Raw genomic sequence first — 25,756 nt, forward strand, 5'->3', positions numbered from 1 at the left:
CTCGATACCTACGTATGGACAAGCAAGTCGATGTCGTGGTTGTAGGCGCCGGCCCGGTCGGGCTCCTGCTCGCGATCGAGCTCGAGCTCGGCGGCGCCGGTGTGATGGTGCTCGAGCGGCTCGCTGCGCCGAGCGTCGCCCTCAAGGGGACTGCGGTCGGACCGCTCGGCGTGGAGGCGCTCCAGCGCCGGAGCATGGGCCCAGCGCTCGCCGAGGCGGAAGATCGTCACTTCGCGGCCATGGGACCGGTGGGCGCAGTGAGGCGGGCGCAGGCCCACAGGTCCAGGGGGCATTTCGCCCTTCTCCCGCTCCGATCAGAAGCGGTGGGCGAGCCCGAACGGCGCATGCTCTGGGTGAACCAGCAGGGCGTGGAGGCGATCCTGGGCGCGCGGGCGGCCGCGCTCGGTATAGAGGTACGGCGCGGGTGCGAGGTCACGGGCTTGGAGCAGCATGACGATGGCGTCGCGCTCCACTGGGCTTCCCCGGACGGGCCGGAGCATGCGCGCTGCGCCTGGCTGGTCGGATGTGACGGAGGGCGCAGCTCGATCCGCAAGATGGCCGGTTTTGCCTTCCCCGGTACGCCGCCGAGCCAATTCATGTACCAGGCGGTGCTCGACCTCGACCACCCCGAGCGCCTGCCGCGCGGGTCGACCCGCACGCCGGAGGGCGTCGTCATGAACGGACCTCGGCCTCGCTGGCTTGCGCTGCATGACTTCAGCGGTCCGCCGGCTGATCGCAATGCGCCCGTCACGCGCGAGGAGATCGAAGGCGCGCTGCGCCGAATCAGCGGCGCGGATGTCCGCGTGACGGCGATGGAGCAGGCGAATCGCTTCACGGACAGCGCACGTCTGGTCGACACGTACCGCCGGGATCGCGTCCTGCTCGCGGGGGATGCGGCGCACATCCATTCGCCTTTGGGCGGCCAGGGGCTGAGCCTTGGGCTGGTCGACGCGGCCAACCTCGGCTGGAAGCTCGCCGCCGTCATTCGCGGCGACAAGCCGGACAGCCTGCTCGACAGCTACACGTCCGAGCGGCGGCCCGTGGCCGAGGCCGTGCTGGCCAACACGCTCGCCCAGGTCGCGCTCACGCGGCCCGACCCGCAGTCGAGCGCAATGCGGCAGATCTTCGCGAAGCTGATGGAGATCGACGCCGTGAACGACCATCTCGACGGACTGACGAGCGGTCTGGCCACGCGCTACGACCTCGGCGCGGAGCGAGACGTGGTCGGACGCCTCACCGGCGATCGCCCGGTCGGCCGCGCCGCCGCTCGAACATCGCTGTTCGCGGAGATGGCGGAAGGAGAAGGCATATTGCTCGACGCGTCTACTGACGGGCACGCGGCCGCGCTCGCCGCCGGGTTCACGCGGGTGCGCTGCTTGCCGGCCGACGCAGGCCCGTCGATGCTGATCCGCCCCGACGGGTGCATTGCTTGGGCCGGCGACGTGGGAGACGTCGAGGGGTTGGTGGACGCGCTCGAGCGCTGGTTCGCGTCCGCCGCTCCCCGGCCAGGCGGCTTCGAGGAACGGTCATGCTCGGCCGGGCCATCGTCCCCCGCGCCGTCGCGATCGGGGCAGCGAACGTAGCCGGCGGCGTCACCACTGGCGGTCAGAATGTCACTGGCCGTCTGCCTGTCTCGGTCGTCGCTGCTGCTTCCGGCGACCGCTCGTCATCGACCGGTTTCCCCCGCAGGCGCGCCGCGGAGGGTGACGTCACGCCTGGATCCGCCGCCCGGCCCGGAGCGCTCCCCGCTGCTTGAGGAGCCACGCGCGCGCTTCGGCTTCCGTCTCGAAGAACACGAGCAAGGGGAACCGCTTCGTGAGGAGGTTGATGCTCTTCACGATGAGCGTCGCCATGACGCGGATATGGAAGCCCGCTCCGAAGACCGCGATCCCGTCGAGGCGCGCCGTGCGCAGCCCGTCCAGGTACACCCTGCGCGCCGCCGGCGTGACCGCCCCGCAGCGACGCGCGTCGGCGAGCACCAGCACCTCGCGGCCGCTGTCCGTCAGGCGCTGGAAGGCGTCCACGAGCGCGCGCGCGTTGTCCTCCAGGACATCGCCGTCGGTCGCGATGACCAGGAGGCCATCGGGCTCCTCGCGGAGCTCGAAGCTCGCGCCCGCCGGACGGGGATCGCTCATGCCAGGCATGGTAGCCCATCCCCGCGACGCGCGCCCTGCGCGCCGGCGCTGCGCCGATGGCGCGCGCCTCGGCGGGCGGCGGGCGTCATGCGCCCTGCCGCTGCGTGGCCCGGAGCGCGTCTCGCTGGGCGAGCAGCCACGCGCGCGCCTCGTCCTCCGTGTCGAAGAACGCCAGCGGGTAGACCTCGCCCGTGAAGAATTGCACGCTCCTCGAGGCGAGCGTCGTCACGACGCGCACGGAGAAGCTCGCCCCGAAGCTCGCGACCCCGCCGAAGCGCACGCCGCGCAGCTCTTCCGCCAGCGCGCTGCGCGCCGCCGCCGTCAGGGTCCCGACGCGGCGGGCGTCGGCGAGCACGAAGACCTCGCGACCGCTCTCCCACACGCGCCGGAACACGGCGCAGAGAGAGCGCGCGATCTCGTCCGAGATATCGCCCTCGATGGCGAAACAAAGAATGCCGTCGGCGTCCTCGCGAAGGAAAGGGCATGCGTCCTCGGAATGGGGCTCGCTCATCTCCAGCAGGCTAGCGCATCGGGCGCACGGCACGACGAGCGCTCGTGGGGCCGGCGCGGGAGAGCGCTCGCCGGGTGATGCGCCTCACCGAGCGTCGCTCCGCGCGCTGCCGCCGAGCGCGTCGCCCGGCGCGTATGAACGAGGTCGGCGCGGATCCGCCTCGGCGTCCTCGTGCTCACCTCTCGGCTGAGGAGCCGCCAACCACGTACAAGGAACGCGATCTCCGAGGATGGATCCTGGTCCCAGGTTTCCACAGCAGCTTGGCGTGATCCAGCCACCCAGATTGGAAGTTTTCGCCCTGGGCGCCGCTTGACATGCGGCTCCTCGCTGTGATGCGATGTCCATGAGGTCGCGCAAGGACTCGATGTGACCTGTCGCGTCGCATCGCTCCGGGGGAACAGGCACGTGATGCGCTGGCCGCTCGTCCCGCTGCCGACTCGATCGTCGTGATCGAGTGGGCCGTCTCCGGACGCCGGGCGCGCATCAGGTCTGATCTGCGCGCAAGGGTGCCGCGCGCGACCGCACGAACCACGCACGAACGAGCGACAACGTAGCAGGGCAGACTCAGCACATCGAACGGTCGGTGGCGGAAGGCGCCGAGGGGATAGTCATCACGCCCGTCGGCGAAGGCAACGCGGCCGCGCTCGACGAGGCCATCGCGAAGGGGATCCCCGTGGTGACGCTCGACGCCGACTTGGTGAGCTCGAAGCGCCAGATCTACGTCGGGGTACTCAACGAGTATGCCGGGGCCGTGGCAGGGAACACCCTGCTCGAGATGCTGCCCGATGGGCCGGGCACGGTGCTCATCCACGGCTGGGCCGACCCGATCTGGGTCGACGGTGTCAATCGAACTCAGGGCGCCAGGGACGTGTTCGAGGCAGCCGGTTACCACGTTCTGGTACATCAGTCCATCTATCATGACCAAGCCATGGACGTCGAGTTGATGAGAGGCGAGATCGAGGACGCCGACCCGCCCGTCGTGGGCCTGATCGGAATGTTCATCGACTCGTATCGATGCGTGCTGGCCGCGGACGCCGCGCACGCGCCGGACCTCCCCATCGTCACCTTCGACTTCGCGCCGGAGACCGCCGATTATATGCGCCAGGGTCGCATCCAGGCCACGCACGTCCAGCGGCAGTACTACGAGGGGTACCTCGGGCCCTACATCGTCTACGGCATCAAGAGCATCGGCCTCGACGCGATCAAGGAGATCCTCGCGCCGCAGCTCGTCGAAGGCAGCCAGTTCGACCTCGGCGTCGACGTGGTCCCGTGGAAGAAGGTCGACGCCTACAACGAGTTCCTCTACGAGGTCGGCGCAGAGCAGTAGCGGCGCGCGGCTCGAGGAGGATCGGCTCCGGCCGCGGTTCGCCACAAGGCCCGATGAGAGGCGGGCAGCACCCGACGCGGAGGCAGGTCGGCTGCATGCAACGGTTAGGCGATGTCGTCCCCGGCAAGGAGCGCAATTCCTCGGACCGGCAGCTAAGTTTGGGCGGCGGAGCAACTCCACCCCCTCGTAGAGTGCCTCAGCGCGATTCGCTGGTCCCGTTGTGCCGGTACGACGGGCAAGGGCAAGGTCAGCTACGCGCGCCGTCGCCGGAGGTGCTAAGCCTTCGCGTATGCCGACCCCCAAGCCCGCTGATGTCGATGCGTACCTCGCTGCCCAACCTCCCGAAGCCCGCGCCGCCCTCGTCAACGTCCGAGCCGCGATGCGCCGTGCTCTCCCAACTTCCGTTGAGGCCATCAAGTACGGAATGCCGGCGTACCTCGTTGATGGCCGCGCCGTTGCATCCTTCGCGGGATGGAAGGACCATTACGCTCTCTACATCGTCTCGTCTACGCTCTTTGAAGCTATCACAAAGGATCTTGAAGGCCGCGAGGCGAGCAAGGGAATCATCCGCTTCAAACTCGACGAGCCCGTGCCCGAGTCCGTCGTGGTGCGGCTCTCGGAGTGGAACGCCGTCGCTGGCCGCATCGCCTCTGACGTCCCGAAGAAGCCGACGAAACCAAAGGCAGCTGCTTCGCCTACGCCAAAGCGCAACACTCGAAGACGAGCGCCTTGACCGGTTCTATCCGCCCCTCGTCGGTGCCTCGTGGCTGCTCGACGACAAGGAGACGCCGATCCGGACCACGCTGCTCGGCGTCACCGGACCGATGGAGGTGAACGGCGCGCTGTACAACGACGTCATGCCCAACCTCGGCGTGACGCTGTCGGACGAGGCGATCGGATCGGAGCCCCTCGGAAGGCGTGGGCCCAACCCGGGCCCGATTGTCAAGCCCAGGGCCTGGGGTGCTCGCCGTGACCGATCCGTCGCCTCGGGCGGCCGTGGTCGCCTCGCTGGCCAGCACCCTGAGCCGCGCCGTCGCCCTCGGGGACGAGGTGGCGGCCCGGGTCGTTCACGAGACAATCGGTCGGCTGCTCGGGCTGCCGGTGGCACCGGAGGGGTGAGCAAGCTTGGGCCGAACGTCGAGCCCGCCGCTCGCGTCATCGGACCGCGCCCTGCGAAGCCAGAAGAGTCTACGAAGGCGGACGATGACGCCGCTCCGAAACGCAAGCGTGGCGGCTATCGGGCGATCGACAAACCGCGCCGAGCTCTTGCGCCGCACATTTGCGATCGATGTCCTCGAGTGCCCAACTTGCAAGGGGCGGATGAAGCTCGTCGCCATGGTCACTGAGCCCCGGAACATCGTCCGCTTCCTCTCCGCGCTCGGCGAGCCGACCGATGTTCCAGCACGGAGAGGAGCGCCTCCCGGTGCCAGGGCGGCAGGCTGGCCACGGCGTCGAGCACCTCACGCGCCTCGATCTGGGCGTGCATGTCGACGCCGACGGGCTCGTGCAGCAACCCGAGGGGGCTCGGATGGAGGACCGCGCGACGGACGTACGCGCTCTCGAGGTAGCGCGAGGCGAGGCGCCACGCGATGCCTTGGAGCCACTTCCGCAGCGCGTCCCGGGGCTTGCCCTTCGGGTCGGGCCGGTACATCCCACGGCGCACCGAGTTCCACGCGTTCGCGAGCACCTGCTGCTCGACGTCGGCGCGGTCGCGCTTCGGGATGCCGGCAAGCGTCGCCAGGACGATGCCGCGCTCCGCGAGGATCGCCGCCATGCTCGGACGGGCCATAGGGGGCCGCCTCGCGGGCTGCTCGTGCTTGGCACGCGCCGCGGCTGGTTTCGGTGCTGGACCGCCGTGCTCGGCGGTGAGGGAAGCGAGCGTACGGATGGGGGGAGCTGTCGATGGACGGATCGATCTGTTGGCCCTTTTCGGGCCGCGGGCGTAGCTTCGCCATGTCGGACCTCGTTCCGCGGGGGCTCAATCACGCGAACCTCGCCACGAGCAATGATGCTCAGCCGATAGAGGCCGGCGAGATCGGGCGCGAGCGCTCGCGGATAGGACAAGCAAACGCGTTCCGCAAAGTCAGGATTCTCGGAGCCGTTCCTGACTCGGCAGTCCGACTATACGAGCTCATTGACAGAACAGGCCTTTGCGATGGGGGCAGGTCTTCCACGCCTGAAACGCCTCGGATTACCGCGACGTAGCGCCAAGCGGAAGGCATCCTACCGTATAGCTGTACCCTGCTGGTACTAAATAATTTTTCGCCCGATGAAACTAAGTCCAGAAGATCAAACTCTGTTCGCGGAAAAGGGGATTCTTTGTTTTAAGGGTCTCGTTCCGCGAAACAAAACAAGTCCCGCCAAAGAAGCCATTCTCAATGAGCTTACGCGGCTGCACCTGCGGGAAAACGGAAAATGGCATACCAAACAATTCGATCATGTCGCTCCATTTAACGTCACCGGCCAAATTTCACAAAGGCTTCGCCATCAAGCCGCATTTGATGAAGTTATTCCCGACGATCTTGTGCATTTCGTCCATGAGCTGGCGGGGTTTAAGCTCGGCCCTCAACCTCATCCGCAAATCCTTGTAACGCCACCGCAGAAATTTGAATGGGATGTTCCGTATTTGGGTTGGCATCTCGATGTGAGCTCACCGTCTCGCGATGTGCTTCCCGGCATCCAGATTTTTGTGCTGCTGGATGATGTTCCGCCCCGAGGAGGGGCTACGTTGGCGATCGCTGGTTCCCATCGATTGCACAGTGCGAAAGGCTCCTCTCCGGTGAGTGCGCATCAAGCGCTGCGAGAAGATCCTGTTTGCTCCGCACTCTTTTTATCCACGGAATCCAACCGTGCTCGTTTCCTTACGCCTCAATCCGTAAACGGCGTTCCTGTGCAGATCATTGAGATGTGCGGCAAGGCAGGCGACGTTTATGTGATGGATATGCGCATTTTGCACGCTCCATCTATCAATGCATCCAAGAGCGCACGCATGATGCTCACCCAGCGTTACCTAAAATAGTCGCGCAAAAAGCCTGGGATTGCCGCGACGTAGCACCAAGCGGAAGGCATCCTACCGTATAGCTGTACCCTACTGAGCTCGTCCAAACGGCCGCCGTCGCGGTTCGCGGCGCGTCGTGATGGCCGGCGCACGCACCTCCGGGCAGACTTCCCCCCGGCCACGTCGTCGAGCAGCGCCCCTCCCTGTCGGTTTCGTCACGCGGGTTTCGCCGGGTACCGCGCGCGGCACTCCAGCGGCTCCACCGCTCGGCGGTTGGGCCCGGGCTGGGTCCATGGCTTCCGAGGGGGTGCGATCCGTTGTCACGCCCCCGAAATCCCGCCGAAAGCAACGGATCGCGACGGTTCGCCACCGAGGCGGAATCCTGGCGGGATTTCTGACCCGCGGAGCTAGCCGGATCGCCGGAACAGATTGAGCAGCCGCCGGAGCAGCCCGGGCTTCTTGGCCGGCGCTTCCGGCGTTGCCGCCTGGTCGCGGCGTGCCGACTTGGGCGCGGCGTCGCGGGGCTTCGCCTCGGCGCCATCGCGGGGCTTGGCCGCGCCGTTGTTGCGGGGCTTCGCTGCGCCGTCGTCGCGAGGCTTCGCCGCGCCGTTGTCGCGAGGCTTCGCCGCGGCGGTGTCGCGGGCCTTCGCGGCGGACGCCCTGGGCTCCTCGCGGGCGGCCTCCGTGGCCTGGTCCGTCGCGCGCTCCGCTGCCGGGCTCGGCGCGGGTTTCGCCGCCTTCTTGCCGGCCCGCGCCTGCACCTTGGCCTTCATCGCCTCCTTGGCGGTGATCGCCGGCTTCTTCTTCTTCGGGAACGCGGGGCTGGGAGGAGGAGGCACCCACGCGGCCTCCCGGCGCGGTTCGGAGGGCGCCGCCGTTTCCGGTGCCGGCGGCGGGGCCGGGGCCGCCTTGTGGGCCTCGGCGCGCTGGGGCTGCCGGGCCGCCTTGCGGGGAGCCTCGGGCCCCTGGCCGGCCGCCGCGCGCTTCGCCGCGGCGGGCTCCGCCTTGCCAGCACCGCTCGGCGCAGGCTCCGCTGCGGCGGCCCCGCGGCGCTCCCGCTTGGCCGCACCCGGCGCGGCGCCGGGCGCGGGCGCGCGCGTGTGGGCAGCGCCGCCGACGCGGTCGGCGCCTGACGGTCCGCGGTGGGGCGCCCCCTCCCGCGGCGCCTTGGTCCTGTCCGGCGCCCCGCGCTCTGCCGCGCCGCCGTCGCGCGCGCCGCGCTCTGCCGCACTGCGGTCCCGCGCGCCGCGCTCGGCCGCGCCGCCGTCGCGCGCGCCGCGCTCTGCCGACCCGCGCTCGCGGGCCCCACGCTCGTCCGGTCCGCGTTCCCCCGCGCGTGCCGAGCGCCGCGGCGGCGGCTCCTGCGCGGGCGCCGGTGTGCGCGGCCGGCGCATGTCGATGACCCGCGGCGGGCGCGTGCGAGCGGGCGCGGCAGCGGCGGGCGCCGTGCCGGCGGACTCTGCGGCAGCGGCCGCCGTCGTAGATGCCGCCGCGCCATCGGGAGAGGCCTCTCCGCCGCCCTCCGCCGCCCTTCCGGCGGCCTCGCGGGCCTCCTGGTCCGGCGCGCGCTCCGCGACGGGCTCCGCGCGTTCCGGCCGCCCATCCCCGTTTTCCGCTGTGTTTTGCTCGACCATGGGGCTCCTCCATAGCGTTGTCCGGCGCTCCGCGAAACCGGATCCCTCCGCCTCCCTCGCGCCGCAGGGCGCCCTCGCCCCGCCCCGCGCCCCCGGCGATCGTCGCGTTGATGCTCGCGCCCTCCGCGCGCGCTTGAATCCGCGCTCGTGCATCGTCGAACATGCGTGTTCCTCTCCGAACCCACGGCCCGGCGTGAGCCACCGTCGACGTCCGCCCGGCCGAGGCGTCGAGCTCGCGTGCCCATGGTCCCCCGTCCCCTTGCCTCGCTCGCGCTCGCGTCGGTCCTGCTCGCGCCGCGCGCCCTGCGCGCGCAGCTCCCTTGTCTTCCAGGAACGTGCCCGCCGCCCGCGCCGGCTGCGCCCGCGCGGCCCCCGCCGCTCACGCCGGAGGTCGAGCTCGCGACGCGCGCTCGGCTCGAAGCCGAAGCGCGCCCGCGGCTCGAGCCGCAGGCGCGCGCGACCGCGGCGCAGCAGGTCCACGACGAGCGCCGTCGCGCCTGGATCGAGCGCGGGGTCGAGCGAGAGCCCAACCCCGTGCGGATCCGGCTGCCCCTGCTCGAGGTGTCCGCCGCCGGGCGGATGCTCGCCACGTTCGGCAAGGACGCGTATGCGCAGGAGGGGGTCGGCCTGGGCGCGCGCCTGCGCCCGGGCGAGCCGCTCGCGGTCGAGATCGCGGCCGCGTACGCCTCGCTCGACGCCGCCGGGGTCGCCCGCGTCGGCGCCGTGACGCTCGAGCCCTCGGCGGTCTTCCTCTGGGGCCGGCGAGACCGCATCGACCTCTACCTGCGCTCCGGGCTCGAGGTGACGCTCCCGTTCGATGACGGCGCGCGGCCGCCGGAGGTGATGCTCGGCGGGCACGTCGGCCTCGGGTTCCAGTTCCGCGCCGCGCGCATCGGGCGCGGCGGGTTCGTGGGGTGGTTCCTGGAAGGGCGCGGGCTCGTCCGCGGCGGCCTCGGCGGCGCGATCTCCGCCATGAGAGGGCCGCACGCCGGCGTGGAGCTCCTGTTCGGCCCGAGCGTGGGGTTCTGATGCGCCCGCGCAGCCCTCTCCTCCGCCTCCGCCCCGCGATGGTCCGCTTCGCCGCGCTCGCGCTCTGCGCCCTCGCCTGGGCGCAGGCGGCCGCGGCCCAGTCGAACCCCTGCGTCCCGCCCTGGTGCATCGGCGGCACCGTGCGGATCGAGCCGCCCCCCGTGCGGGTGCAGCCGCCTGCCGTGGATCTGGAGGCCCAGGCCCGCGCCGAGGCCGAGGCCCGCGCCCGCCTCGAGGCGCAGGCGCGCCTCGAATGGGAGGCGTATTACCGATGGGAGGCGCGCCTTCGCCTCGAAGCCGAGGCCCGGGTGCGCGCGCAGCTCGAGGCGAGCTTCCTCGCCGAGGAGCGCGCGAAGCCCGACCCCTATCTGCAGACCCCCTCACCCGTGACCCGGTGGGTCGCGCCGAGGCCGGTCACGTTCCCCCGCGTCGAGCTCGGCGTCCTCGGTGTGTGCGTCGGCGTGTGGACCGGCCGGGGGAGACCGGCGCACCTCGGCGTTTGTCCGGACGTGCGCGTGCGGCTCGGCCGGCGGTGGGGGCTCGCGCTCGATCCCTCGATCCTGCGGATGGCCCACGGCGCCCTCGACTTCGCGACCCTGGGCGTTCATCCCGCGGCGACCTACTCGTTCGTCTCGGGCAAGGGCAGCCTCACGGGCTCTCACGGCTTCGCGCGCGCGGGGCTCGACGTCTGGGCGCCGGTCACGAAGCTCGCGAGGACGCCCGATGCCCTGCTCGGGGCCCACCTCGGCGCGGGCGCGCACCTCTTCGACGGCTGGTACGGGATGGGCGCCGAGGCGCGCCTGATCGCGCGCCTCGGCGCGGGCGACGGCGGCGATCCGCTCGCCGCCGAGATCGCCGATCTCCGCCTCGGCGCCGAGGTGCGCGCGCACCTCCTGATGATCGGGTTCTGAAGCCGGCCCGGCGGGATCGCCCGGGCCGGCTCGGTCTGCGCTCGGCTACTCGCCGAGGTAGGGGACGAGGTTGACGGTGTCGCGGTCGAGCTGGTGAATCCCGAAGCGGCCGGCGGCGAAGAGGACCTCCTCACCGCTCGCCACGAACTTCTCGGGCCAGCCCCAGGTCTGGAAGAACGCCTGCGCCTTCGGCGCCTCGGGCTGCTCGAGGGAGATGACCAGCACGCCGCCGGGCACCTCGAAGAGCGCGCGCATGTCGGTGGTGTGGCGCAGCGACGCCCACGACGCGAGGCGGACCGTGGAGAGCTGGTCGAACTCGGGGACCGTCGGGTTCTCGTTCTCGTTCTCGTTCTCGTTCTCGTTCTCGTTCTCGTCCTCGGGCGGCGGCGGCTCCTCCTCGGCGGCGAGGGGCGACAGCGTGGTCAGCTTCTGGTTGGGATCCCAGCCGTAGTAAATCCCGTAGACCGGCTGCCAGATCAGGCTGTGGCTCAGCACCGGCAGCCCGCGGCCGTCGATGGAGATCGCGTTGACCCGGCGGTTCGGGAACTGCTGGTACTCCTGGAGGTACGCGAGCCCCTCGTGCAGCTTGAGCCGCGCGAGCGCCGTCTCAATGTACTGCTGGCCCCACACCTTGTCCCGCGCGTAGATCGACGTGCCCTGGATCGAGATGATCTCGCCGGGCACGTTGATCCCCGGATCGAGCGCGGGCTGCGCCGGGTTGGACAGGTCGAGGTGCGTGAGGAAGTACTGCGTGTGCGGGCGCGGATCGTCCGGCGCGCCGATCGAGCGCTTGATGTTGAAGTAGAGCTCCCCGTCGTCGTTGAGGACGTTCACGGTCTCGCTGTCGTCCGGCAGCGTGACGGCGGGCCTCACGGCCGGGCTGTCCGGATCGGACAGGTCGACAACGCTGATCTCGATCTGAGCCCAGCTGCGGCGCGGCACGTATTCGTAGCAGTAGGTCGAGGTGACCCCCGGAATGTCGTTCCTGTCGACCTCGACGGGCGTGCAGGTCGTGTCGGCGCCGACGTGGTCCGTGCACTCGGCGAACCCGCCGTTGCAGTACTCGTCGTTGCCGATCTTGCGGCACTGCCGATCGCCGGCCATGTACGTGCAGCCCTCCTGCCCGAAGCACTGCGGGTTCTGGATGGCGTTCGTCCGGCACGTCCAGCCGACCCCGAGATCCTCGATGTGGCCGATGACGCGCAGGAAGGCGAGGGCGTCGCGCCCGGCGTGCACGGTCGGGAACGAGCTCCCCCCGCCGTAGTAGCCGCCGATCGAGGGGAGATCGCCCGTGTCGAGCGTGCCCGCCAGACGCGGCGCGGTCGGATCGGACAGGTCGATCACCTGGAGATGGACGACCTTGCCCACCCAGTTCTCGAACGTGGTGGTCAGCGACACGAGCAGATCGCCCACCTGGTGGAGCTGCGCGTCGAGCGGCAGATCGAAGGTGGCCACCGGCTGCTCGAGCTGCGTCACCCCGTCGGTCGGGACGACCTCCGCCTTCAGCTTCCGGTTCTCGTACGGCATCCAGTAGGTGTCGTACGGCAGCTTCACGCGCACGCGGTGGCTGCCGAACGCGAAGACCTTCTGGTAATCCGGCGCGAGCTCGAGCTGCCCGAGCTTGGTCGGGGCGTCGAGATCGCCCTGCGCGTAGAGGGAGAGGTGCTCGTCGGACACGTTCGCCGTGGCGATGTCCTCGGCGCGGAACGTGCGGCGCACGGGGGTACCGTGCTCCATCAGGCCGCGGCGGGTCAGCGTCGTGTCCGAGAAGGTGAAGATCTGCACCCCCGAGAACGGGCGCCGGTAGTTGTCCACGACCCTGCTCGCGGAGAACGGGAGCAGCACGAGGCCCGTCTCCGGCTCTCCGGTCGGCGCCACGGCCTCGACGGCGTCGTCGAGCACGGTGAACGCGCGGTGATCCCAGTTGGCCTCCGACCAGCTCCAGCCGTCGGCGGCGCTGTCGACCTCGGCGCGCGCCACGAGGGGGTCCGTGCTGGTCAGGTCGGTGATGTCGTAGAGGCTGGCGGCGAGGCGGCGGCCGTTCGCGTCGTTCACGCCGATGCCGATCAGGCGCGTCGCGCCGAGGACGGGGCGGAAGAAGTCGTTCCACCCGGACACGACGAACTCGCTCTCCTCGGTGACGTTCCCGGCCGGATCGATGGAGAAGGCGTGGAACGGATCCTGCCGCCGGTAGGTGACCGCGAACGCCCTGTCGTCCATGAAGATGGCGCCGTAGAGCGACTGCTCGGCGCCGAAGTCCTCGCTGTCGATCGGCGTGATGTCGTCGCGGTCGGCGGCGTTCCACGTCTCGAGGTAGCTGGGCGCCCCGCTCGCCCACCGCGGGCCGGAGAAGACGCGCAGCATGTCGTCGCGGAAGTCCATGTGGAACTGCGAGCGCACGAAGCTCTTCGCGGTGACGCTGCCGCGCTCCACCATGGATCCATCGGTGTTCGAGATGTCGATGACCGAGATCGTGCTGGGCTCCTCCGACCAGCTGAAGCGGTTGCGCGCGACGAGGAGCACGTCCGCCTCGGCGTGGATGGCGGTCACGGCGTCGTCGAGCTCGAGCCCGGGGCGCTCGGTCAGCGCGGCGGTGCCGACATCGAAGCTCCTGACCAGGGTCTTGTTGACCCAGTGGAACTGGCCTGGGGCGAACTCCTCGAGCTCCGAGCCGTTCGAGGCGATGTAGAGCGAGGTCTTGCTCGTGCCGCGCGCGAGGCGGCTCGTCATGATGCGGCCCGCGACCGGGTACTGAGACAGGATCTTGGGCGCGGTGCGGTCGGCGATGTCGATGAACAGGACCGTCCCGCCGGTCCGCCGCTCCACGGTCAAGCCGTCGGCCTTGAGCTGGTAGCCGGCCCAGTCGTTCAGGAGCACGGCCGCGCGATCGCCGACGACGTACATCTCGACCGGGGTGCCGGCGACCTGGAGCTGGCCGAGGAACTTCGGGTTCGACGGGTCCTGGATGTCGATGACCTGGAGGCCGCGGTAGGGGTTGAGGTTGAGGAGCTGCCCGCCGCCGAGGACGCGGTAGATGTCGCCTTCCTCGATCTCTCGGCTCTCTTCCTCCTCCTCTTCTTCCTCTTCCTCCTCCTCCTCTTCTTCCTCTTCCTCGCCGAGGTAGCCTTCGGTGAAGGGATCGTCGGCCGAGACGAACTCGGTGGGTCCCTCTGGGGTAGCGGGCTCTTCCTCTTCGGGCTCTTCCTCTTCGGGCTCCTCCTCCTCGGGAGGCTCGGGCTCTTCCTCCTCGGGCGGCGGGTTCTCGTTCTCTTCTTCTTCCGGCGGAATCTGCTCCTGCGGATCGGGCTTGTTCTCGTCGCCCCCGCATCCCTGTCCGTACAGCAAGAGGAACGCGGCCATCACCCTGGCCTGCGCTGACAGCACGCCTCTGAATCGAGCTCTCTTCGCCACTGCCTACTCCTCCCTAGTACCTCGCGCGAGGTACGGAGCCTGCGCACATCGATGTGTCCTTCACGGATGAGCCGCGGTCTGAACGCCCCGGTCCGAGGTCGACGGAACCTCGGTTCCCCGGCGCGCGATCGAGGCGCGTCCGGCACGGCGCGGCCTGCGATCGCTGGCGTTCGCGGCCTCGCGCTACCATGAGCCGTGAAGCTGCATTGCACGGATTATCCACGTTCTGGATGACATCCTCAACGCGGAATGCGGTGACGGGACGGGGGCGAAAGCGGATCTCTCCATGACGCAGGACGGCGCCGAGGCGTACGTCCGTGTGGACCTGGGCCGAGCGGAGCACCGGGCGTCTCACATGAGGAACGCCGTGCTCACATCGAGCGGTAGCGAGCGAGCCTTGCAGTCGCGTCGACCGGTGAGGAGGAAGCGACCCAGGACTCCGTCCGACCCATTGAACTCCTCATCATCGCCGGAGCCGACGGCTTCCCGGCGCCGAGGGGTGACCTGCCGCCCCGCCGTGCCCCGTTGCGCCGCCGGGCCACTCCGCTGCAAGATGCCCGCGCGCCCGTCGCCCCGCGCCCGCCGGCGCGGCCGTCGAACCGCACCCGACTTCCCTCCTTCGGACCCTAGCCCCCGCGATGACCAGCGAACCGACCTTCATCGAGAACCCCGTGCTCCGGGGCTTTCACCCCGATCCCTCCATCCTCCGGGTGGGCGAGGACTACTACCTGGCCACCTCCACCTTCGAGTGGTTCCCCGGCGTGCGGCTCCACCACAGCCGCGATCTCCGCCACTGGAACCCCATCGGCTATGCCCTGGACCGCCGCTCGCAGCTCGACCTGCTCGGCAACCCCCGCTCGGGCGGCGTCTGGGCGCCTTGCCTCACCCACGCCGGCGGCGTGTTCTACCTCGTCTACACCGACGTGAAGTCCTGGGGCGGCTTCGTCGACGCGCACAACTACTACGTCACCGCGAGCCGCATCGAGGGGCCGTGGTCCGAGCCCGTCGCGCTGAACCGCGGCGGCTTCGACCCCTCGCTGTTCCACGACGAGGACGGCCGGGCGTGGCTCGTCAACATGGTGTGGGACCACCGCCCCGGCAACAACCAGTTCCCCGGCATCGTGCTGCAGGAGCTCGACCTCGAGCAGCGCCGCCTGGTCGGCGAGCGCCGCTGGATCTTCACCGGCAGCGGCCGCGGCTGCACCGAGGGGCCGCACCTCTACCGGCGCGGGGACCACTACTACCTCCTCGTCGCCGAGGGCGGCACCAGCTACGAGCACGCCGCCGTCGTGGCGCGCTCCCGCCGCATCGAGGGGCCCTACGAGGTCGACCCGAGCTCCCCGCTCCTCACCTCCGTCCACGACCCAGCCATCGCGCTGCAGAAGGCCGGGCACGGCTGCCTGGTCGAGACCACCACGGGCGAGTGGTACCTCGCCCACCTGGTCGGGCGGCCGCTCCCGGGCGAGCGCCGCTGCATCCTCGGCCGCGAGACCGCGATCCAGCGGGTGCGCTGGACCGACGACGGCTGGCTCGCGCTCGACGGGGCGCCGCGACCGCCCGCGCCCGCCGTCCGCGTGCCGGCGCCCCGCCTGCCGGACCACCCCTTCAAGGAGCCCCCGGCGCGCGATCACTTCGATCGGGCGGCGCTGGGCGTCGCGTACCAGACGCTGCGCGACGTGCCCGACGAGAGCTGGGTGTCGCTGCGCGAGCGCCCCGGCTACCTGCGCGTCCGCGGCCGCGAGTCGCCGCAGTCGCTGCACCGGCAGAGCGTCGTCGGCCGCCGCATCCAGTCGCTCCGCTGCCGCGTCGAGACCTGCCTCGAGGTCGAGCCCGCCTCGTTCCAGCAGATGGCGGGGCTCATGTGCATGTACGACGACGAGAGCTACTTCTACGCGCTGGTCAGCCACGACGAGCGCGCTGGGCGCTCGATCGCGCTCCTCGGCAGCGAGCACGGGCGGCTCACCTGGCTCGCGCGCCCGGCCGCCTGCGCCGCCCCGCGCGTCCACCTCCGCTTCGAGCTCTCCGGCAAGGACCTCCAGTTCTCGTCCTCGAGCGACGGAGAGCGCTTCGACCCGCTCGGGCCGGTGCTCGACGCGTCGCTCCTGTCCGACGAGCGCACCTCGCGTGGCCTGGGCTTCACCGGCGCCTTCGCGGCGCTGTGCGCCCACGACCTCACCGGCAGCGGCCTCCCCGCCGATTTCGACTACCTCGACTACGCCGAGCTCCCGCAGGAGCCCTGATCCCCTCTAGAGCGGTCTTCGCCCTGCGTTACAGAGCGGCGTTCACCCGCACAGGAGACGGGTCCAGCTCGGCGTTTTCGGCGCGGAAGCGCACTCCGGTGCGCTGAGCACCGAAAACGTCGAGATGGGCCCGTCTCCGAAGCGGGTGACCGCCGCTCTAGGCGGCCGCCTCGGCGTCGGGCGCCGGCGCGACGGGCAGGGCCACGAAGAACGTCGCCCCCTTCGAGACCACGCTCTCGACCCAGATGCGCCCCCCGTGCCCCTCGACGATGCGCTGCGCGATGGCGAGCCCGAGGCCCGTCGAGCGCTCTCCGCCGGTGCTGACCGTCCTCGCCCGGCCGAACGGGCGGAACAGCTTGCCGATGTCCTCCGGCGCGATCCCGGGCCCCTCGTCCTGGACCGACAGGAGCACCTCGGTCGCGCCCCCGTTGGCGGCGGGGGCGCTCTCGACCCGGACGCGGATGGTCGTGCCCGGCGGGGAGTAGTGGATCGCGTTGCTGATCAGGTTGTTGAGCACCTGCTCCAGCTTGTGGACGTCCACGTCGACCCGCGGGACGCTCTCGTCGCTCTCGACGACGAGCTTCATGCTCTTCTGCCCGGCCAGCACCATGTTGAGCGCCACGTTCGACTCGACGAGCTGGACGACATCCGTGCTCTTCCGGTCGAGGTTCAGCTTGCCGAGCTCGATCATCGACACGTCGAGCAGGTCGTTGATGAGCGAGAGCATGAACTTGCTCGAGCTCCGGATCATCTGGATGATCTCGACCCCGTCCTCCCGGAGCAGCGACGCTTGCTCCCCGCGGCGGTGGGTCATCAGCATGAAGTCGCTGTAGCCCAGGATGACGCCGAGCGGGTTCCGGAGGTCGTGGGCCGCCATGCCGACGAAGCGGTTCTTCTCCTCGTTCAGCCGGACGAGCTCGGCGTTCTTGGCCGCGAGCTCCTCGTGCATCTGGAGGAGCTGCCGGTTGCTCTCCTCCAGCGTGTCGGCGTACTGCTTGAGCTTGAGCTGGCTCCGCTTGTGCTCGATGGCGTAGCGGATCGTGCGCTCGAGGATCTGCGCGTCGAACCGCCCCTTCACGAGGTAATCCGCCGCGCCCGCGCTCATCGCGGCCATGTCGATCTCCTCGTCGCCGACCCCGGTCAGCATGATGATGGGGATCGCGCAGCCGAAGCGGTTCGCCTCGTGCACGACGTCGAGCCCGGTGCGGGCGTCGAGCCGGTAATCGAGGAGACAGACGTCGTAGCCGCCGGCGAGCAGCGCCTCGATCGCCTCGTCCGAGGTGCTCAGCCAGGTGACGTCGTAGCGGGTCCGGGACACCTCGCGGAGGAGCCTGCGCGTGACGAGGTGATCGACCTCGTCGTCATCGACCACCAGGACCTTGATCTCGCTGTCGTTCATCAGGAGCCTCGACGTCGCCGACCCGTCGGTACACCGGCGATCTCGCGCCGGCACGCGACGCGCCACGCCGCCCGCGCCGAGAGCGCCGGCGCCGTGGGCATGGTCCCCGTTTTTAGGTTCATTGCTTGCGCTTCTGCTCGTCCGCGACGCCCACGAGCGCGCGCGCCAGGGTGATGAGCTGCCCCGCGTCGAACGGCTTGACGAGGAACGCCGAGGCGCCGAGGCGCGACAGGCACTGCCAGTCCGCCGCGCCCCCGGTCCCGGTCGCCACGATGATCGGGAAGTCCCCCCGCGGCAGCTTCCGCACCGCCGCGGTGAGGGCGATGCCGTCCAGGCCGGGCATGTCCAGATCGAACACGCCGAGCGACGGGGGGTTCGCCTCGATGGCGGCGAGCGCCGCCGTGCCGTCGGGCGCGGTCTCGATGACGGCGCCGGGCAGCGCCTGCGCGAGGACGCTGGCGAGGAAGGTGCGGAACGACGGGCTGTCGTCGGCCACCATGACGCGCGTCGTGCGGGCGTAGGCCGGCATCGCGCTGCGGGCGTCGAGGAGCGCCTCGCGCAGCGCGTCCGCGCTCGCCATGCGCTGGTCGGGCTCCTTGGCCAGCGCCGCGAGCACCGGCGCGTCGAACGACGCCGGCAGGTCCAGGCAGAGCTCGCTCGGCGGGATCGGCGGCTGATAGGCGTGCTGCATCACCAGATCGACGGTGCTCGTGCTCTGGAACGGCAGGCGGCCGGCGAGCAGGTAGTAGGCGACCACCCCGAGCGCGTAGACGTCGATCCGCGGCAGCAGCGCAGGGTCGAGCTGCCGGCCCAGCGCCACCTCGGGCGCCAGGTACGCCGGGGTGCCCGAGAAGGCGAGCTCGACCCGGTCGCCGCGGGGGATGCGCTTCGCGAGGCCGAGATCGGCGACCACGACGCGGAGGGCCTGGCCGACGAGGATGTTGCTCGGCTTGACGTCGCGGTGGGCGATGCCCGAGGCGTGGATCGCCGACACGCCGAGGCAGGCCTGGTCGAGGATGCTCAGCGCCTCGTCGAGCCCGAGCCGGCCGCCCTTGCTGTGGACGTAGGTGTCGAGCGTGACCCCGGGCACGTACTGCATCACGAAGTACGGCGCGTTGACGTACTCCCCGAAGGCGTAGATCTCGACGACGTTCGGGTGGTGGACGCGCGCCATCGCCCGCGCCTCCGCGAGCAGCCGGGCCTGCATCTGCGCGTTGTCGAGCTGCTCCGGCCGGAGCAGCTTGATGGCGACGTCGCGCTGGAGCTGCTCGTCGCGCGCCAGGAGGATGACGCCCATCGCCCCCTCGCCGAGCCGACCCAGAATGCGATAGACCCCGCCCAGTAAAGTGCCGTCGGGAGGCACCTGAACGTGGCCTCCGCCCTCGTGCATGCTCGAGCGGGTGGCGGCCAGCGCGAGGTCCTCGTCGCTCAGCGTCGAGCTGTCGCTGTGGGGCTCGGCCGGCGGCTCGACCCGCGCGGGGGACCGGTCGCGCACGACGGTGTCCACGCCCGGCAGCGTATCCGCGACGTCGGGCACGAGGGGCGCCGGGGGATCGCCGCCGTTCTCGCTTCCGGAACTGAAGCCAGGCGGGCCGCCCGCCGCATCTGCCATGGAGCGCATGATACGTGCCCTGCTCATGCCTATCAACGAAGAGCGACACGTGCTGCAGCTGCGAAGCGGCGTGCACGCGACTGCCTGTGGGCGTGTCGCAGGAGCGTCACGTCCGCCGCCATGGCTGTGCATGCGTCCGCGCGGCGTCAAGCGCGATGTCGAGAGTGTGTCGGAATGCCACGCTGCTCAGCGCGGCTGGCCCCTCGCGCGGAGCGGCGCGCGCCAGCGTGGCTGGGCGCCTCCCAGGAGGAGCGGCGCCCGGCGGGGCGGCCTCGGCAGCGGCGCTCGCTGATGCGGACTGAGCGGAGCCGCTGGAAAGCGTCCTGCAGAACGGGGCGCGGGGGCGGGAGGCGATGTGCTCGCGGAGCCCGGAGCGGTCGGCATAGGCGCGCTGGTCGCGACCGCTCATGACATCCGCCCGGCGCTCAAGCGGCCCCGATCCCGGCGAGGTAGGCCCTCGCGAGGTGGATGTTGTCGTTCTGCGAAGGGTGGAAGTCGCGGCGCACGTACTCGCGGATACCGCGGAGAAACACGCCCTTCAGCACGGACCTGTGCCTGAGGGGCGGGAGGCGCGCTGTCGTCGACGCCGCGCGCGCGTCGCGCTCGCCGCGGCGGGGGAGCTCCTGGGCGAGCAGCACGAGCAGGGCGGAGAGCCAGAACATCGCCAGCGTGATCGTGGCGAGCGCGAAGCCGGCGAGGCGCAGGGCGTAGCTCGGGTTGACGAGCTTGAGCACGTCGAAGGCGACGGTCTTGTGCTCGATCTCCTCGGCGGCGTGCCAGAGCAGGAGCTCCCTCGCGGTCGGGTGGGCGAGATCGAGCGTGCCGGCCTGGAGCGCGTCCTCCGCCATGATCGCGGTGTAGTGCTCGAGCGCCGCGGTGACCGAGAGCCGCAGCTCGGGCGAGCTGACGCGCTCGATGCCGTCGTAGGCGACCCGCTCGTAGGCGCGGAGGAAGCGGTCGATCTCGTAGCCCTGCGCGCGGAGCAGGTCGAAGAACCGCTCGTGCGCCTTGGCGTGGTGCCCTTCCTGTCCGAAGAACGCCTTCACCTGGGCGCGCAGCGCCGGGTCCTCGACGCGGTCGGCGTAGCGCGCGACGCTGCGGATGAAGAAGCGCTCGCCCGCGGGGAACAGCAGGTTGACGGCGTTGGCGACGTGGGTCGGCACCATGTGGCCGCCGAGCCAGTGGCGGGTGAGGCCCTGCTCGAACGACACGGGCGGCTTACGCGGCTTGAGGGGCGCCTTTTCGGTGATCATCGAGCTCTCCTTCCTCGCCATTGCTCCCAGCAGCGCCGGTCGCGGCGCCGGGGGAGCCCGTGCCGGGCGCGAAGCAGCGCGCTCCGGGCATGGGTGCCGGTCCGTGTCCATAGCAGCTATTGAACTGTAGTCAATAGCGCCGCGGGCGCGGCTCGGCGCCGCGCAGCGGGGCGCGCGGGGTCAGGGGTTGTAGCGGCGGCCGCTGCGATAGCTCGCGATCGCGAGCTCCACAGGGCGGAAGAGCGGCGCGGGGAGGGCGTCGATGGGGTACCAGGCCCAGCCGGCGATCTTGTGGGGCTCGCGGTCCTCGGGCTCGCCCTCGAAATCCTCTGCGAGGAGCTGGATGTCCACGTAATGCTTGCCGTAGGCGATGATGTTGCTCAGGCAGAGGAACGAGAGCTTCTTGACGACGAGGCCGCTCTCCTCGCGCACCTCGCGGATGGCGCAGTCCTCGAAGGACTCGCCGAGCTCGAGGTGGCCTCCGCACCAGGAATAGCTGCCATCGCCGTGGCTGCCGCGCCGCTGCGCGAGGAGCACGCGGCCGTCGCGCACCAGCATGACGCCCACGCCTACCTGCGGACGAGCCGCGGCGGGAGCGCCGACGATCGGGGGAGATCCCACAGAATACCTCCGGGCCGCGCGCTCTAGCACGGGGGCGGGGGCCTGCGGGAGAGCGGCAGCGATAGAGAGCGGCAGCGATCACGATGAGGAGCGGCGAGATCTGATTGACTTTTCAGTGAACATGCGTAGCGTGCAGGCTCCGATGGATGTCGCCCTTCCCTGGGAGCTGAACCCCGCACTGCACGAGAGCCGGCTCGTCCTCCTGGCGCAGACGGCGGTCGATGTCCGCAACAAGGCGTTCAGCGAGGCGAACCGGGAAGAGGGCGATACGAGCTGGGGGATCGGCTGCAAGGCGCACGAGCGGTTCGGTCACGCCCTCTGCAAGCTGGCAGACAGCGGGAAGCACCCGTGGCTGACCGTCCACCGAGACGGCCTGTACCTGATGCCCCATATCGAGGGGATCGCGGTGCGGGTGTACCGCGGTCCGGCCGACAAGCCCTCGCAGAGGCACCTCGAGGCGGCGCGCAGCGAGCACAGCCGGCGGAGCGAGCCGCGACAGATGACCTTCACGTTCATGGGGCAAGAGACCGAGCCGGACGGCCCTTGGTTCTGGATGATGGCCGTCGAGACGGACGTCGAGGGGAGGGCGCTCCGCGCCGTGTTCTTCCAGGCCAACGAGGCGGGCGGGACCCGAAACGCATGGGAAGCCCCGGTCGAGATGGCGCCCGCCGCGCCGGCGCCAGCGCCCGGAGACAAGCCGGCGCGCCCGGCGAAGCAGCGGCCGGCCCAGGGCCAGCCGGCGAAAGAAGGGCTCCTCGGGCGCGACGGACGGCCGCTGTTCCGGGCGCAGACCGTGCCCCTGCCGCTCGTGTCGCAGCCGAGCTGACGCGCGCGAGAGGGTCAGCGCGGAGGAGGGCTGTCCGAGGGGGAGCCCTCGCCCCGGATGTTCGGCTCGGCGCGCAGCTCGCCCTCCAGGACGGTGACGGCCTGGCCGCCGAGGTCGACGCGATCGCCGCGCAGGCGCACGCGCACCACGCCGCCGCGCGCCGAGGCCTGATAGGCCAGCATCTCCGCCTTGCCGAGGCGCGCCGCCCAGAACGGCGTCAGGCAGCAATGCGCGGAGCCGGTGACCGGATCCTCGTTGACGCCCGCGGCGGGGGCGAAGAACCGCGAGACGAAATCGAACTCCCGGGACGAGCTCCGGCTCGTGATGATGACGCCCCTGGCGGGCACCGTCGCGAGCAGGCCAAAGTCGGGTTGCGCCGCGCGGACCTCGTCCTCCGAGCCGAGGAGGACGAGGTAGTCGGACGCGTTCCTGCCGATGTAGAGCGGCTCAACGCGGAGCGCCTCATCGAGGCCGGGGAGCGGCTCCGCCTTCTCCTCCCGCTTCGCCGGGAAATCCAGCTCGATCCACCCGCCGTCGCGGCGAGACGCGGTGAGCAGGCCGCTCTGCGTGAAGAAGCGGGCCTGCTCGTCGGGCGCGAGCAGGCCTGTCTCCCAGAGCACATGCGCGCTCGCGAGCGTGGCGTGGCCGCAGAGCGCGACCTCCACCGTCGGCGTGAACCAGCGGAGATCGAAGCCGCCGTCGCCGCGGGCGACCAGAAAGGCCGTCTCGGAGAGGTTCATCTCGCGCGCCACGGCCTGCATCCACGCGGCGGGGCGCGCCTCGGGCAGGACGCAGACCGCCGCCGGGTTGCCGCGGTACGCCTTGGCCGTGAACGCGTCCACCTGCGTGATCCGGAGGCTCATCGCCATCGACTACCGCGGTCGTGCGCCGCAGTCCACGCCGAAGCGGCCGATCCCGGACTCGTATGCTGGAGAACTTCGAGATCCGTAGTGCGCGGACCCGCCGTCACGCCGTCATGTCCTCACCACCGGGATTCCCATCGTCCGGCGGAGCGCGTCGAACTCCTCCGTGAAGCGTCCGTTCTGGCCGCGCAGCAGGAGCGGCGGCTCGTCGCGGCACGGCGCCGCGGCCCCGGCGCGGCGCAGGGCGTAGACGGAGAAGAGGGCGGCCTTGCCCGGCTTCGGGACGACGTCGCGCCACGCCTCGAGCGCGAGCCCGGCCGCCGCCGCCGCCGCCTCGACGCGGCCCCGCTGCCGCGCCGCCGCGCAGGCCACGAACGGCGCGCCGGGCGCGAGCAGCCGCGCCGCCGCGAGGCAATAGTCCTCCACGCCGCCCCGGTGCTCGAAGCGGCACGGCCCGCACTGGACCCGATAGGACTCGATGCCTGTGCCGACCGGCAGGTAGGGCGGCGTCCCCGTCACGAGGTCCGCGGGCCCGAGGCCGTCGAGCGTCGCGGGGTCGCGCAGGTCCCCCCACCGGACCTCGCAGCGGTCGTCGATGCCGTTCCACGCGACCGACCGCCGCGCCATCGCCATGCTCACCTCCTGCGCCTCCACGCCCGCGCAGCGCGCGTCCGGGAAGCGCCACGCGGTGAACAGGAGCACCGTGCCGATGCCGCACCCGAGATCCACGACGCGGCGCGGGGGCGCGTGCGCGACCTGCTCGGCCGCGAAGCAGGCGGTCAGGAAGTCGTCCGCCGACCAGCGGTGGCCGTCGAGCCGCTGGAGGATGCGGAAATCGCCGGAGAGGTAGCAGAGGTCCTCGCCGGGGCCGGGCCAGACCTCCGGCCGCTCCGGCGTCACCGGCCGCGGTCCAGGGGCGACCCAGCCGGGCGGCCGGCGCGCGGGCCGCACGACCCCGCCGGTCGGCGCGAGGGAGGGCTGGACGTCAGGGGGAGCGGTCATCGGCCCCATGTACCACGCCCGGCGGCGCCGGGGGCCGGCGCCGCCCTCCGGCGCGGCGTCAAGGGCCCGCGTCGACCTCCGGGCGGACGCAGTCCGTCGCGAGCGCGGGATCATCGCAGAAGCGGCACCGCGTGGTCTGGCAGTCCAGCGCAGGGCACGACGTCGGGCACGGCTCGTCCGGGCGGCAGTCGATGAGCTGCCAGGTGATCCAGCTCATGTCGTTCGGGTCGTCCGGGCAATCGCACTTGCGATCGTCGAAGGTGTGCGACGCCATCATGGTGATCGTATGACACTCCCCCTCCGTCATACTGTCGTTCGGGAGGCGGTCGAAGTTGCGGTCTAACGTGGCCGTGACCGGGCGCTGTCCGCCGGCGATGGTCCCCGCCTCGACCGATGCCCGGCCCACGACGCCCCGGTGCGGGTGCGTATCGATGAAGAGCCGCCCATAATCGAGGTACAGATTGACCTTCACGGGATCGCCGTTGTCCTCGGACAGCACCGTCGCGTGGAAGTTCGTGATCATGTTCACCGGGTCGATGTGCACGGGCGTGTGCGGGGGCGGGAAGACCGCCGTGAGCACCGGCGGTGTCCTCTCGGGGTGATCGTACTCCGGCGGCGAGATCACGAGGCAGCCTGTCGCCGACGCGGCGAGCGCCGTGGCCCCGAGCGAGCGCGCGAGCGCGGTGGCGAAGCGCGGGCGCGCCGCGAGGACGGCAGCGCGGAGCAGGGAAGGGCAGGTCGGAGCGGTCATGGTGGCGCTGGTGAGGGTGGAGCGGTGTAGGGTCCGAAGCGGGACGCTGGAACTCTATCCGCTGCGGCGACGCGCGGGTTGGCTATAGCTGTAATCCGACCGCGGCCGCGTCGGCCTGCCAGCCGCGCCGGGCTGCCAGCGGCGCCGGCCTGCCGGCGGGCGAAGCGCAGGCCGCTCAGCCGCGGAGGCCGAGGCTCCGCCCACGGGGCGGGCGCGCGCGATGGCCGTCGTGGCGCGGCGGCCCGGGGCGGGCGATCACTTGCGCGGGCCCGCGGGCGCGTTCTCCAGGGCGTAGATGACCTTCACCTGCGTGCCGAACTGCACCTCGCCGGGCGCGACGGGGGTGGCGGCGTCCGCGGCCATCGCGCCGGCGGCGAGGCGGGGGGCGTACATCGGGCCGCGCGGGCCGGAGTCGACGATCTCGCTGATCGCGACGACGCCCCCGAGCGAGACGCCCTGCAGCTTGGCGAGCGCTTCGGCGCGAGCGCGCGCGTCCGCGATCGCCTTCTCCCTCGCCTGCGCCTCGAGCGGCTCGGTCTTGTCGAGGCCGAACGAGACGCCCCACACGTTGTTCGCGCCCGCGGCCACGACGGCGTCGAGCACCGGCCCGACCTGATCGAGGTTGCGGATGACGACCGTCACCGTGTTGCTCACCTGATAGTAGTACGCCGGAGGCGCCGGCTGGGGCGGCGCCAGATCGGGCGGCGCGGGCGGTTTCGGGGCGGGAGGCGGCGCCGGCTTCGGCCCGCGCCCCGCGGGCGCCGCGGGCGCCGTGGCGGGCGCGGCGGGCGCGGCCGCCGCAGGCGCCGCGAGAGGCTGCGGGGGGAGCATCCAGGGCGGCACGTCGGCCTGCCGCATGAGCTGGATGGAGTAGTTGCTGGTCTGGATGTCCTTGTCCGCGACGCCGAGCTTCCTGAGCGCCGCGAGGATCTCGTTCATGCGCGCGGCGGCCGACCTCGTCGCCTCGTTCACGCTGGGCGCCAGGACCTCGATGCCCAGCTGGGCGCGGGCGACGTCGGGCTTCGTGTGGACCTCGCCCCGGCCGACGACCGTGATGGTGTGGGACTCCGGATGAACGGCCTGAGGCGGCGTCGCCTGCGCCGCGCACGCGGCGAGCAGGGGCGCGGTCGACAGCAGGAACCCGGCGAGGCACAGCCGGCGCGACAGAGAGCTCTGGTTCTTCATGGCCGTGCAACGCGCGAGCCCCGCGCCACCTTACAGGGGCGCCGGCAG

Annotated in this window: 21 protein-coding genes and 1 pseudogene; 9 read left to right on the top strand and 13 right to left on the bottom strand. The window is 71.1% G+C overall.

The window, feature by feature from the left end; all coding sequences use genetic code 11:
* Window positions 1–14: 14 nt before the first annotated feature.
* The gene (locus WMF33_RS13125) at window positions 15–1,583 is read left to right on the top strand and encodes an FAD-dependent monooxygenase (protein WP_437337450.1); all 1,569 of its coding nucleotides are present in this window, start codon (window positions 15–17) and stop codon (window positions 1,581–1,583) included.
* Between the two features lie 126 nt (window positions 1,584–1,709).
* On the opposite strand, the gene WMF33_RS13130 is transcribed toward WMF33_RS13125, so the two are convergent.
* The gene (locus WMF33_RS13130) at window positions 1,710–2,135 is read right to left on the bottom strand and encodes an STAS/SEC14 domain-containing protein (RefSeq protein ID WP_437337451.1); all 426 of its coding nucleotides are present in this window, start codon (window positions 2,133–2,135) and stop codon (window positions 1,710–1,712) included.
* 85 nt (window positions 2,136–2,220) lie between these two features.
* Window positions 2,221–2,646, bottom strand: coding sequence for an STAS/SEC14 domain-containing protein (locus WMF33_RS13135; RefSeq protein WP_437337452.1), 426 nt, complete (start codon window positions 2,644–2,646; stop codon window positions 2,221–2,223).
* Window positions 2,647–3,193: 547 nt separating this feature from the next.
* Here WMF33_RS13135 and WMF33_RS13140 point away from each other — a divergent pair.
* The 3 genes and pseudogenes from WMF33_RS13140 to WMF33_RS13150 form a co-directional block, all read left to right on the top strand.
* Window positions 3,194–3,973, top strand: a pseudogene (locus tag WMF33_RS13140) (substrate-binding domain-containing protein); the annotation flags it as partial.
* A 289-nt stretch (window positions 3,974–4,262) separates the two neighbouring features.
* Window positions 4,263–4,706: an iron chaperone gene (locus WMF33_RS13145; RefSeq protein WP_437337453.1), complete on the top strand. Its 444-nt coding sequence runs from the start codon at window positions 4,263–4,265 to the stop codon at window positions 4,704–4,706.
* Between the two features lie 236 nt (window positions 4,707–4,942).
* A complete protein-coding gene (locus WMF33_RS13150) occupies window positions 4,943–5,092 on the top strand; it encodes a hypothetical protein (protein WP_437337454.1) in 150 nt (49 codons plus the stop codon).
* Window positions 5,093–5,312: 220 nt separating this feature from the next.
* Here the strand turns inward: WMF33_RS13150 and WMF33_RS13155 are convergent, their stop codons facing one another.
* Complete coding sequence (locus WMF33_RS13155) at window positions 5,313–5,762, bottom strand: RNA polymerase sigma factor (RefSeq protein WP_437337455.1); 450 nt, start codon at window positions 5,760–5,762, stop codon at window positions 5,313–5,315.
* 480 nt (window positions 5,763–6,242) lie between these two features.
* On the opposite strand from WMF33_RS13155, the gene WMF33_RS13160 reads away from it, so the two are divergent.
* On the top strand, window positions 6,243–6,992 hold the full coding sequence (locus WMF33_RS13160; RefSeq protein WP_437337456.1) for a phytanoyl-CoA dioxygenase family protein: 750 nt from the start codon (window positions 6,243–6,245) through the stop codon (window positions 6,990–6,992).
* A 386-nt stretch (window positions 6,993–7,378) separates the two neighbouring features.
* On the opposite strand, the gene WMF33_RS13165 is transcribed toward WMF33_RS13160, so the two are convergent.
* A complete protein-coding gene (locus WMF33_RS13165) occupies window positions 7,379–7,810 on the bottom strand; it encodes a hypothetical protein (RefSeq protein ID WP_437337457.1) in 432 nt (143 codons plus the stop codon).
* A 1,038-nt stretch (window positions 7,811–8,848) separates the two neighbouring features.
* Between WMF33_RS13165 and WMF33_RS13170 the strand changes: the two genes are divergently transcribed.
* Both WMF33_RS13170 and WMF33_RS13175 read left to right on the top strand, forming a co-directional pair.
* Window positions 8,849–9,634: a hypothetical protein gene (locus tag WMF33_RS13170; protein WP_437337458.1), complete on the top strand. Its 786-nt coding sequence runs from the start codon at window positions 8,849–8,851 to the stop codon at window positions 9,632–9,634.
* Window positions 9,634–10,545: a hypothetical protein gene (locus WMF33_RS13175; protein ID WP_437337459.1), complete on the top strand. Its 912-nt coding sequence runs from the start codon at window positions 9,634–9,636 to the stop codon at window positions 10,543–10,545. The genes WMF33_RS13170 and WMF33_RS13175 overlap by 1 nt, the downstream gene beginning before the upstream one ends.
* A gap of 45 nt (window positions 10,546–10,590) precedes the next feature.
* Here WMF33_RS13175 and WMF33_RS13180 read toward each other — a convergent pair whose 3' ends face one another.
* Window positions 10,591–13,956, bottom strand: coding sequence for a beta-propeller domain-containing protein (locus WMF33_RS13180; RefSeq protein ID WP_437337460.1), 3,366 nt, complete (start codon window positions 13,954–13,956; stop codon window positions 10,591–10,593).
* Window positions 13,957–14,594: 638 nt separating this feature from the next.
* Here WMF33_RS13180 and WMF33_RS13185 point away from each other — a divergent pair.
* Complete coding sequence (locus WMF33_RS13185; RefSeq protein WP_437337461.1) at window positions 14,595–16,196, top strand: glycoside hydrolase family 43 protein; 1,602 nt, start codon at window positions 14,595–14,597, stop codon at window positions 16,194–16,196.
* Between the two features lie 157 nt (window positions 16,197–16,353).
* Here the strand turns inward: WMF33_RS13185 and WMF33_RS13190 are convergent, their stop codons facing one another.
* The 4 genes from WMF33_RS13190 to WMF33_RS13205 form a co-directional block, all read right to left on the bottom strand.
* Window positions 16,354–17,595, bottom strand: coding sequence for an ATP-binding protein (locus tag WMF33_RS13190; protein WP_437337462.1), 1,242 nt, complete (start codon window positions 17,593–17,595; stop codon window positions 16,354–16,356).
* Between the two features lie 118 nt (window positions 17,596–17,713).
* Window positions 17,714–19,339, bottom strand: coding sequence for a protein kinase domain-containing protein (locus tag WMF33_RS13195; RefSeq protein ID WP_437337463.1), 1,626 nt, complete (start codon window positions 19,337–19,339; stop codon window positions 17,714–17,716).
* 293 nt (window positions 19,340–19,632) lie between these two features.
* Window positions 19,633–20,460 carry a metal-dependent hydrolase gene (locus WMF33_RS13200; RefSeq protein ID WP_437337464.1) on the bottom strand — a complete coding sequence of 276 codons (828 nt, stop codon included), beginning with the start codon at window positions 20,458–20,460 and terminating at the stop codon, window positions 19,633–19,635.
* Window positions 20,461–20,640: 180 nt separating this feature from the next.
* Window positions 20,641–21,111: a nucleotide triphosphate diphosphatase NUDT15 gene (locus WMF33_RS13205; protein ID WP_437337465.1), complete on the bottom strand. Its 471-nt coding sequence runs from the start codon at window positions 21,109–21,111 to the stop codon at window positions 20,641–20,643.
* A 112-nt stretch (window positions 21,112–21,223) separates the two neighbouring features.
* Here WMF33_RS13205 and WMF33_RS13210 point away from each other — a divergent pair, with 112 nt between their 5' ends.
* Complete coding sequence (locus WMF33_RS13210) at window positions 21,224–21,907, top strand: hypothetical protein (protein WP_437337466.1); 684 nt, start codon at window positions 21,224–21,226, stop codon at window positions 21,905–21,907.
* A 14-nt stretch (window positions 21,908–21,921) separates the two neighbouring features.
* On the opposite strand, the gene WMF33_RS13215 is transcribed toward WMF33_RS13210, so the two are convergent.
* From WMF33_RS13215 to WMF33_RS13230, 4 genes are all read right to left on the bottom strand, one after another.
* Entirely contained in the window at window positions 21,922–22,770 is an 849-nt protein-coding gene (locus WMF33_RS13215) for a PhzF family phenazine biosynthesis protein (RefSeq protein ID WP_061622005.1), read from the bottom strand.
* Between the two features lie 111 nt (window positions 22,771–22,881).
* Window positions 22,882–23,772, bottom strand: a complete 891-nt coding sequence (locus WMF33_RS13220) for a tRNA1(Val) (adenine(37)-N6)-methyltransferase (protein ID WP_437337467.1) — start codon at window positions 23,770–23,772, stop codon at window positions 22,882–22,884.
* 58 nt (window positions 23,773–23,830) lie between these two features.
* On the bottom strand, window positions 23,831–24,523 hold the full coding sequence (locus tag WMF33_RS13225; protein ID WP_437337468.1) for a hypothetical protein: 693 nt from the start codon (window positions 24,521–24,523) through the stop codon (window positions 23,831–23,833).
* A gap of 255 nt (window positions 24,524–24,778) precedes the next feature.
* On the bottom strand, window positions 24,779–25,708 hold the full coding sequence (locus tag WMF33_RS13230) for an SIMPL domain-containing protein (RefSeq protein WP_437337469.1): 930 nt from the start codon (window positions 25,706–25,708) through the stop codon (window positions 24,779–24,781).
* Window positions 25,709–25,756: the final 48 nt, after the last annotated feature.

Source organism: Sorangium sp. So ce394 (assembly GCF_051474665.1).
Taxonomy (GTDB): Bacteria; Myxococcota_A; Polyangia; order Polyangiales; family Polyangiaceae; genus Sorangium; species Sorangium cellulosum_D.

What these genes read in the sequence shown, in the direction of transcription:
- WMF33_RS13220 (WP_437337467.1), bottom strand. Translation starts at nt 23,772, where the DNA reads ATGACCGCTCCCCCTGACGTCCAGCCCTCCCTCGCGCCGACCGGCGGG.
- WMF33_RS13200 (WP_437337464.1), bottom strand. Translation starts at nt 20,460, where the DNA reads ATGATCACCGAAAAGGCGCCCCTCAAGCCGCGTAAGCCGCCCGTGTCG.
- WMF33_RS13160 (WP_437337456.1), top strand. Translation starts at nt 6,243, where the DNA reads ATGAAACTAAGTCCAGAAGATCAAACTCTGTTCGCGGAAAAGGGGATT.
- WMF33_RS13145 (WP_437337453.1), top strand. Translation starts at nt 4,263, where the DNA reads ATGCCGACCCCCAAGCCCGCTGATGTCGATGCGTACCTCGCTGCCCAA.
- WMF33_RS13185 (WP_437337461.1), top strand. Translation starts at nt 14,595, where the DNA reads ATGACCAGCGAACCGACCTTCATCGAGAACCCCGTGCTCCGGGGCTTT.
- WMF33_RS13125 (WP_437337450.1), top strand. Translation starts at nt 15, where the DNA reads ATGGACAAGCAAGTCGATGTCGTGGTTGTAGGCGCCGGCCCGGTCGGG.
- WMF33_RS13175 (WP_437337459.1), top strand. Translation starts at nt 9,634, where the DNA reads ATGCGCCCGCGCAGCCCTCTCCTCCGCCTCCGCCCCGCGATGGTCCGC.
- WMF33_RS13230 (WP_437337469.1), bottom strand. Translation starts at nt 25,708, where the DNA reads ATGAAGAACCAGAGCTCTCTGTCGCGCCGGCTGTGCCTCGCCGGGTTC.
- WMF33_RS13135 (WP_437337452.1), bottom strand. Translation starts at nt 2,646, where the DNA reads ATGAGCGAGCCCCATTCCGAGGACGCATGCCCTTTCCTTCGCGAGGAC.
- WMF33_RS13210 (WP_437337466.1), top strand. Translation starts at nt 21,224, where the DNA reads ATGGATGTCGCCCTTCCCTGGGAGCTGAACCCCGCACTGCACGAGAGC.
- WMF33_RS13195 (WP_437337463.1), bottom strand. Translation starts at nt 19,339, where the DNA reads ATGCACAGCCATGGCGGCGGACGTGACGCTCCTGCGACACGCCCACAG.
- WMF33_RS13130 (WP_437337451.1), bottom strand. Translation starts at nt 2,135, where the DNA reads ATGAGCGATCCCCGTCCGGCGGGCGCGAGCTTCGAGCTCCGCGAGGAG.
- WMF33_RS13215 (WP_061622005.1), bottom strand. Translation starts at nt 22,770, where the DNA reads ATGAGCCTCCGGATCACGCAGGTGGACGCGTTCACGGCCAAGGCGTAC.
- WMF33_RS13170 (WP_437337458.1), top strand. Translation starts at nt 8,849, where the DNA reads ATGGTCCCCCGTCCCCTTGCCTCGCTCGCGCTCGCGTCGGTCCTGCTC.
- WMF33_RS13225 (WP_437337468.1), bottom strand. Translation starts at nt 24,523, where the DNA reads ATGACCGCTCCGACCTGCCCTTCCCTGCTCCGCGCTGCCGTCCTCGCG.
- WMF33_RS13190 (WP_437337462.1), bottom strand. Translation starts at nt 17,595, where the DNA reads ATGAACGACAGCGAGATCAAGGTCCTGGTGGTCGATGACGACGAGGTC.
- WMF33_RS13155 (WP_437337455.1), bottom strand. Translation starts at nt 5,762, where the DNA reads ATGGCCCGTCCGAGCATGGCGGCGATCCTCGCGGAGCGCGGCATCGTC.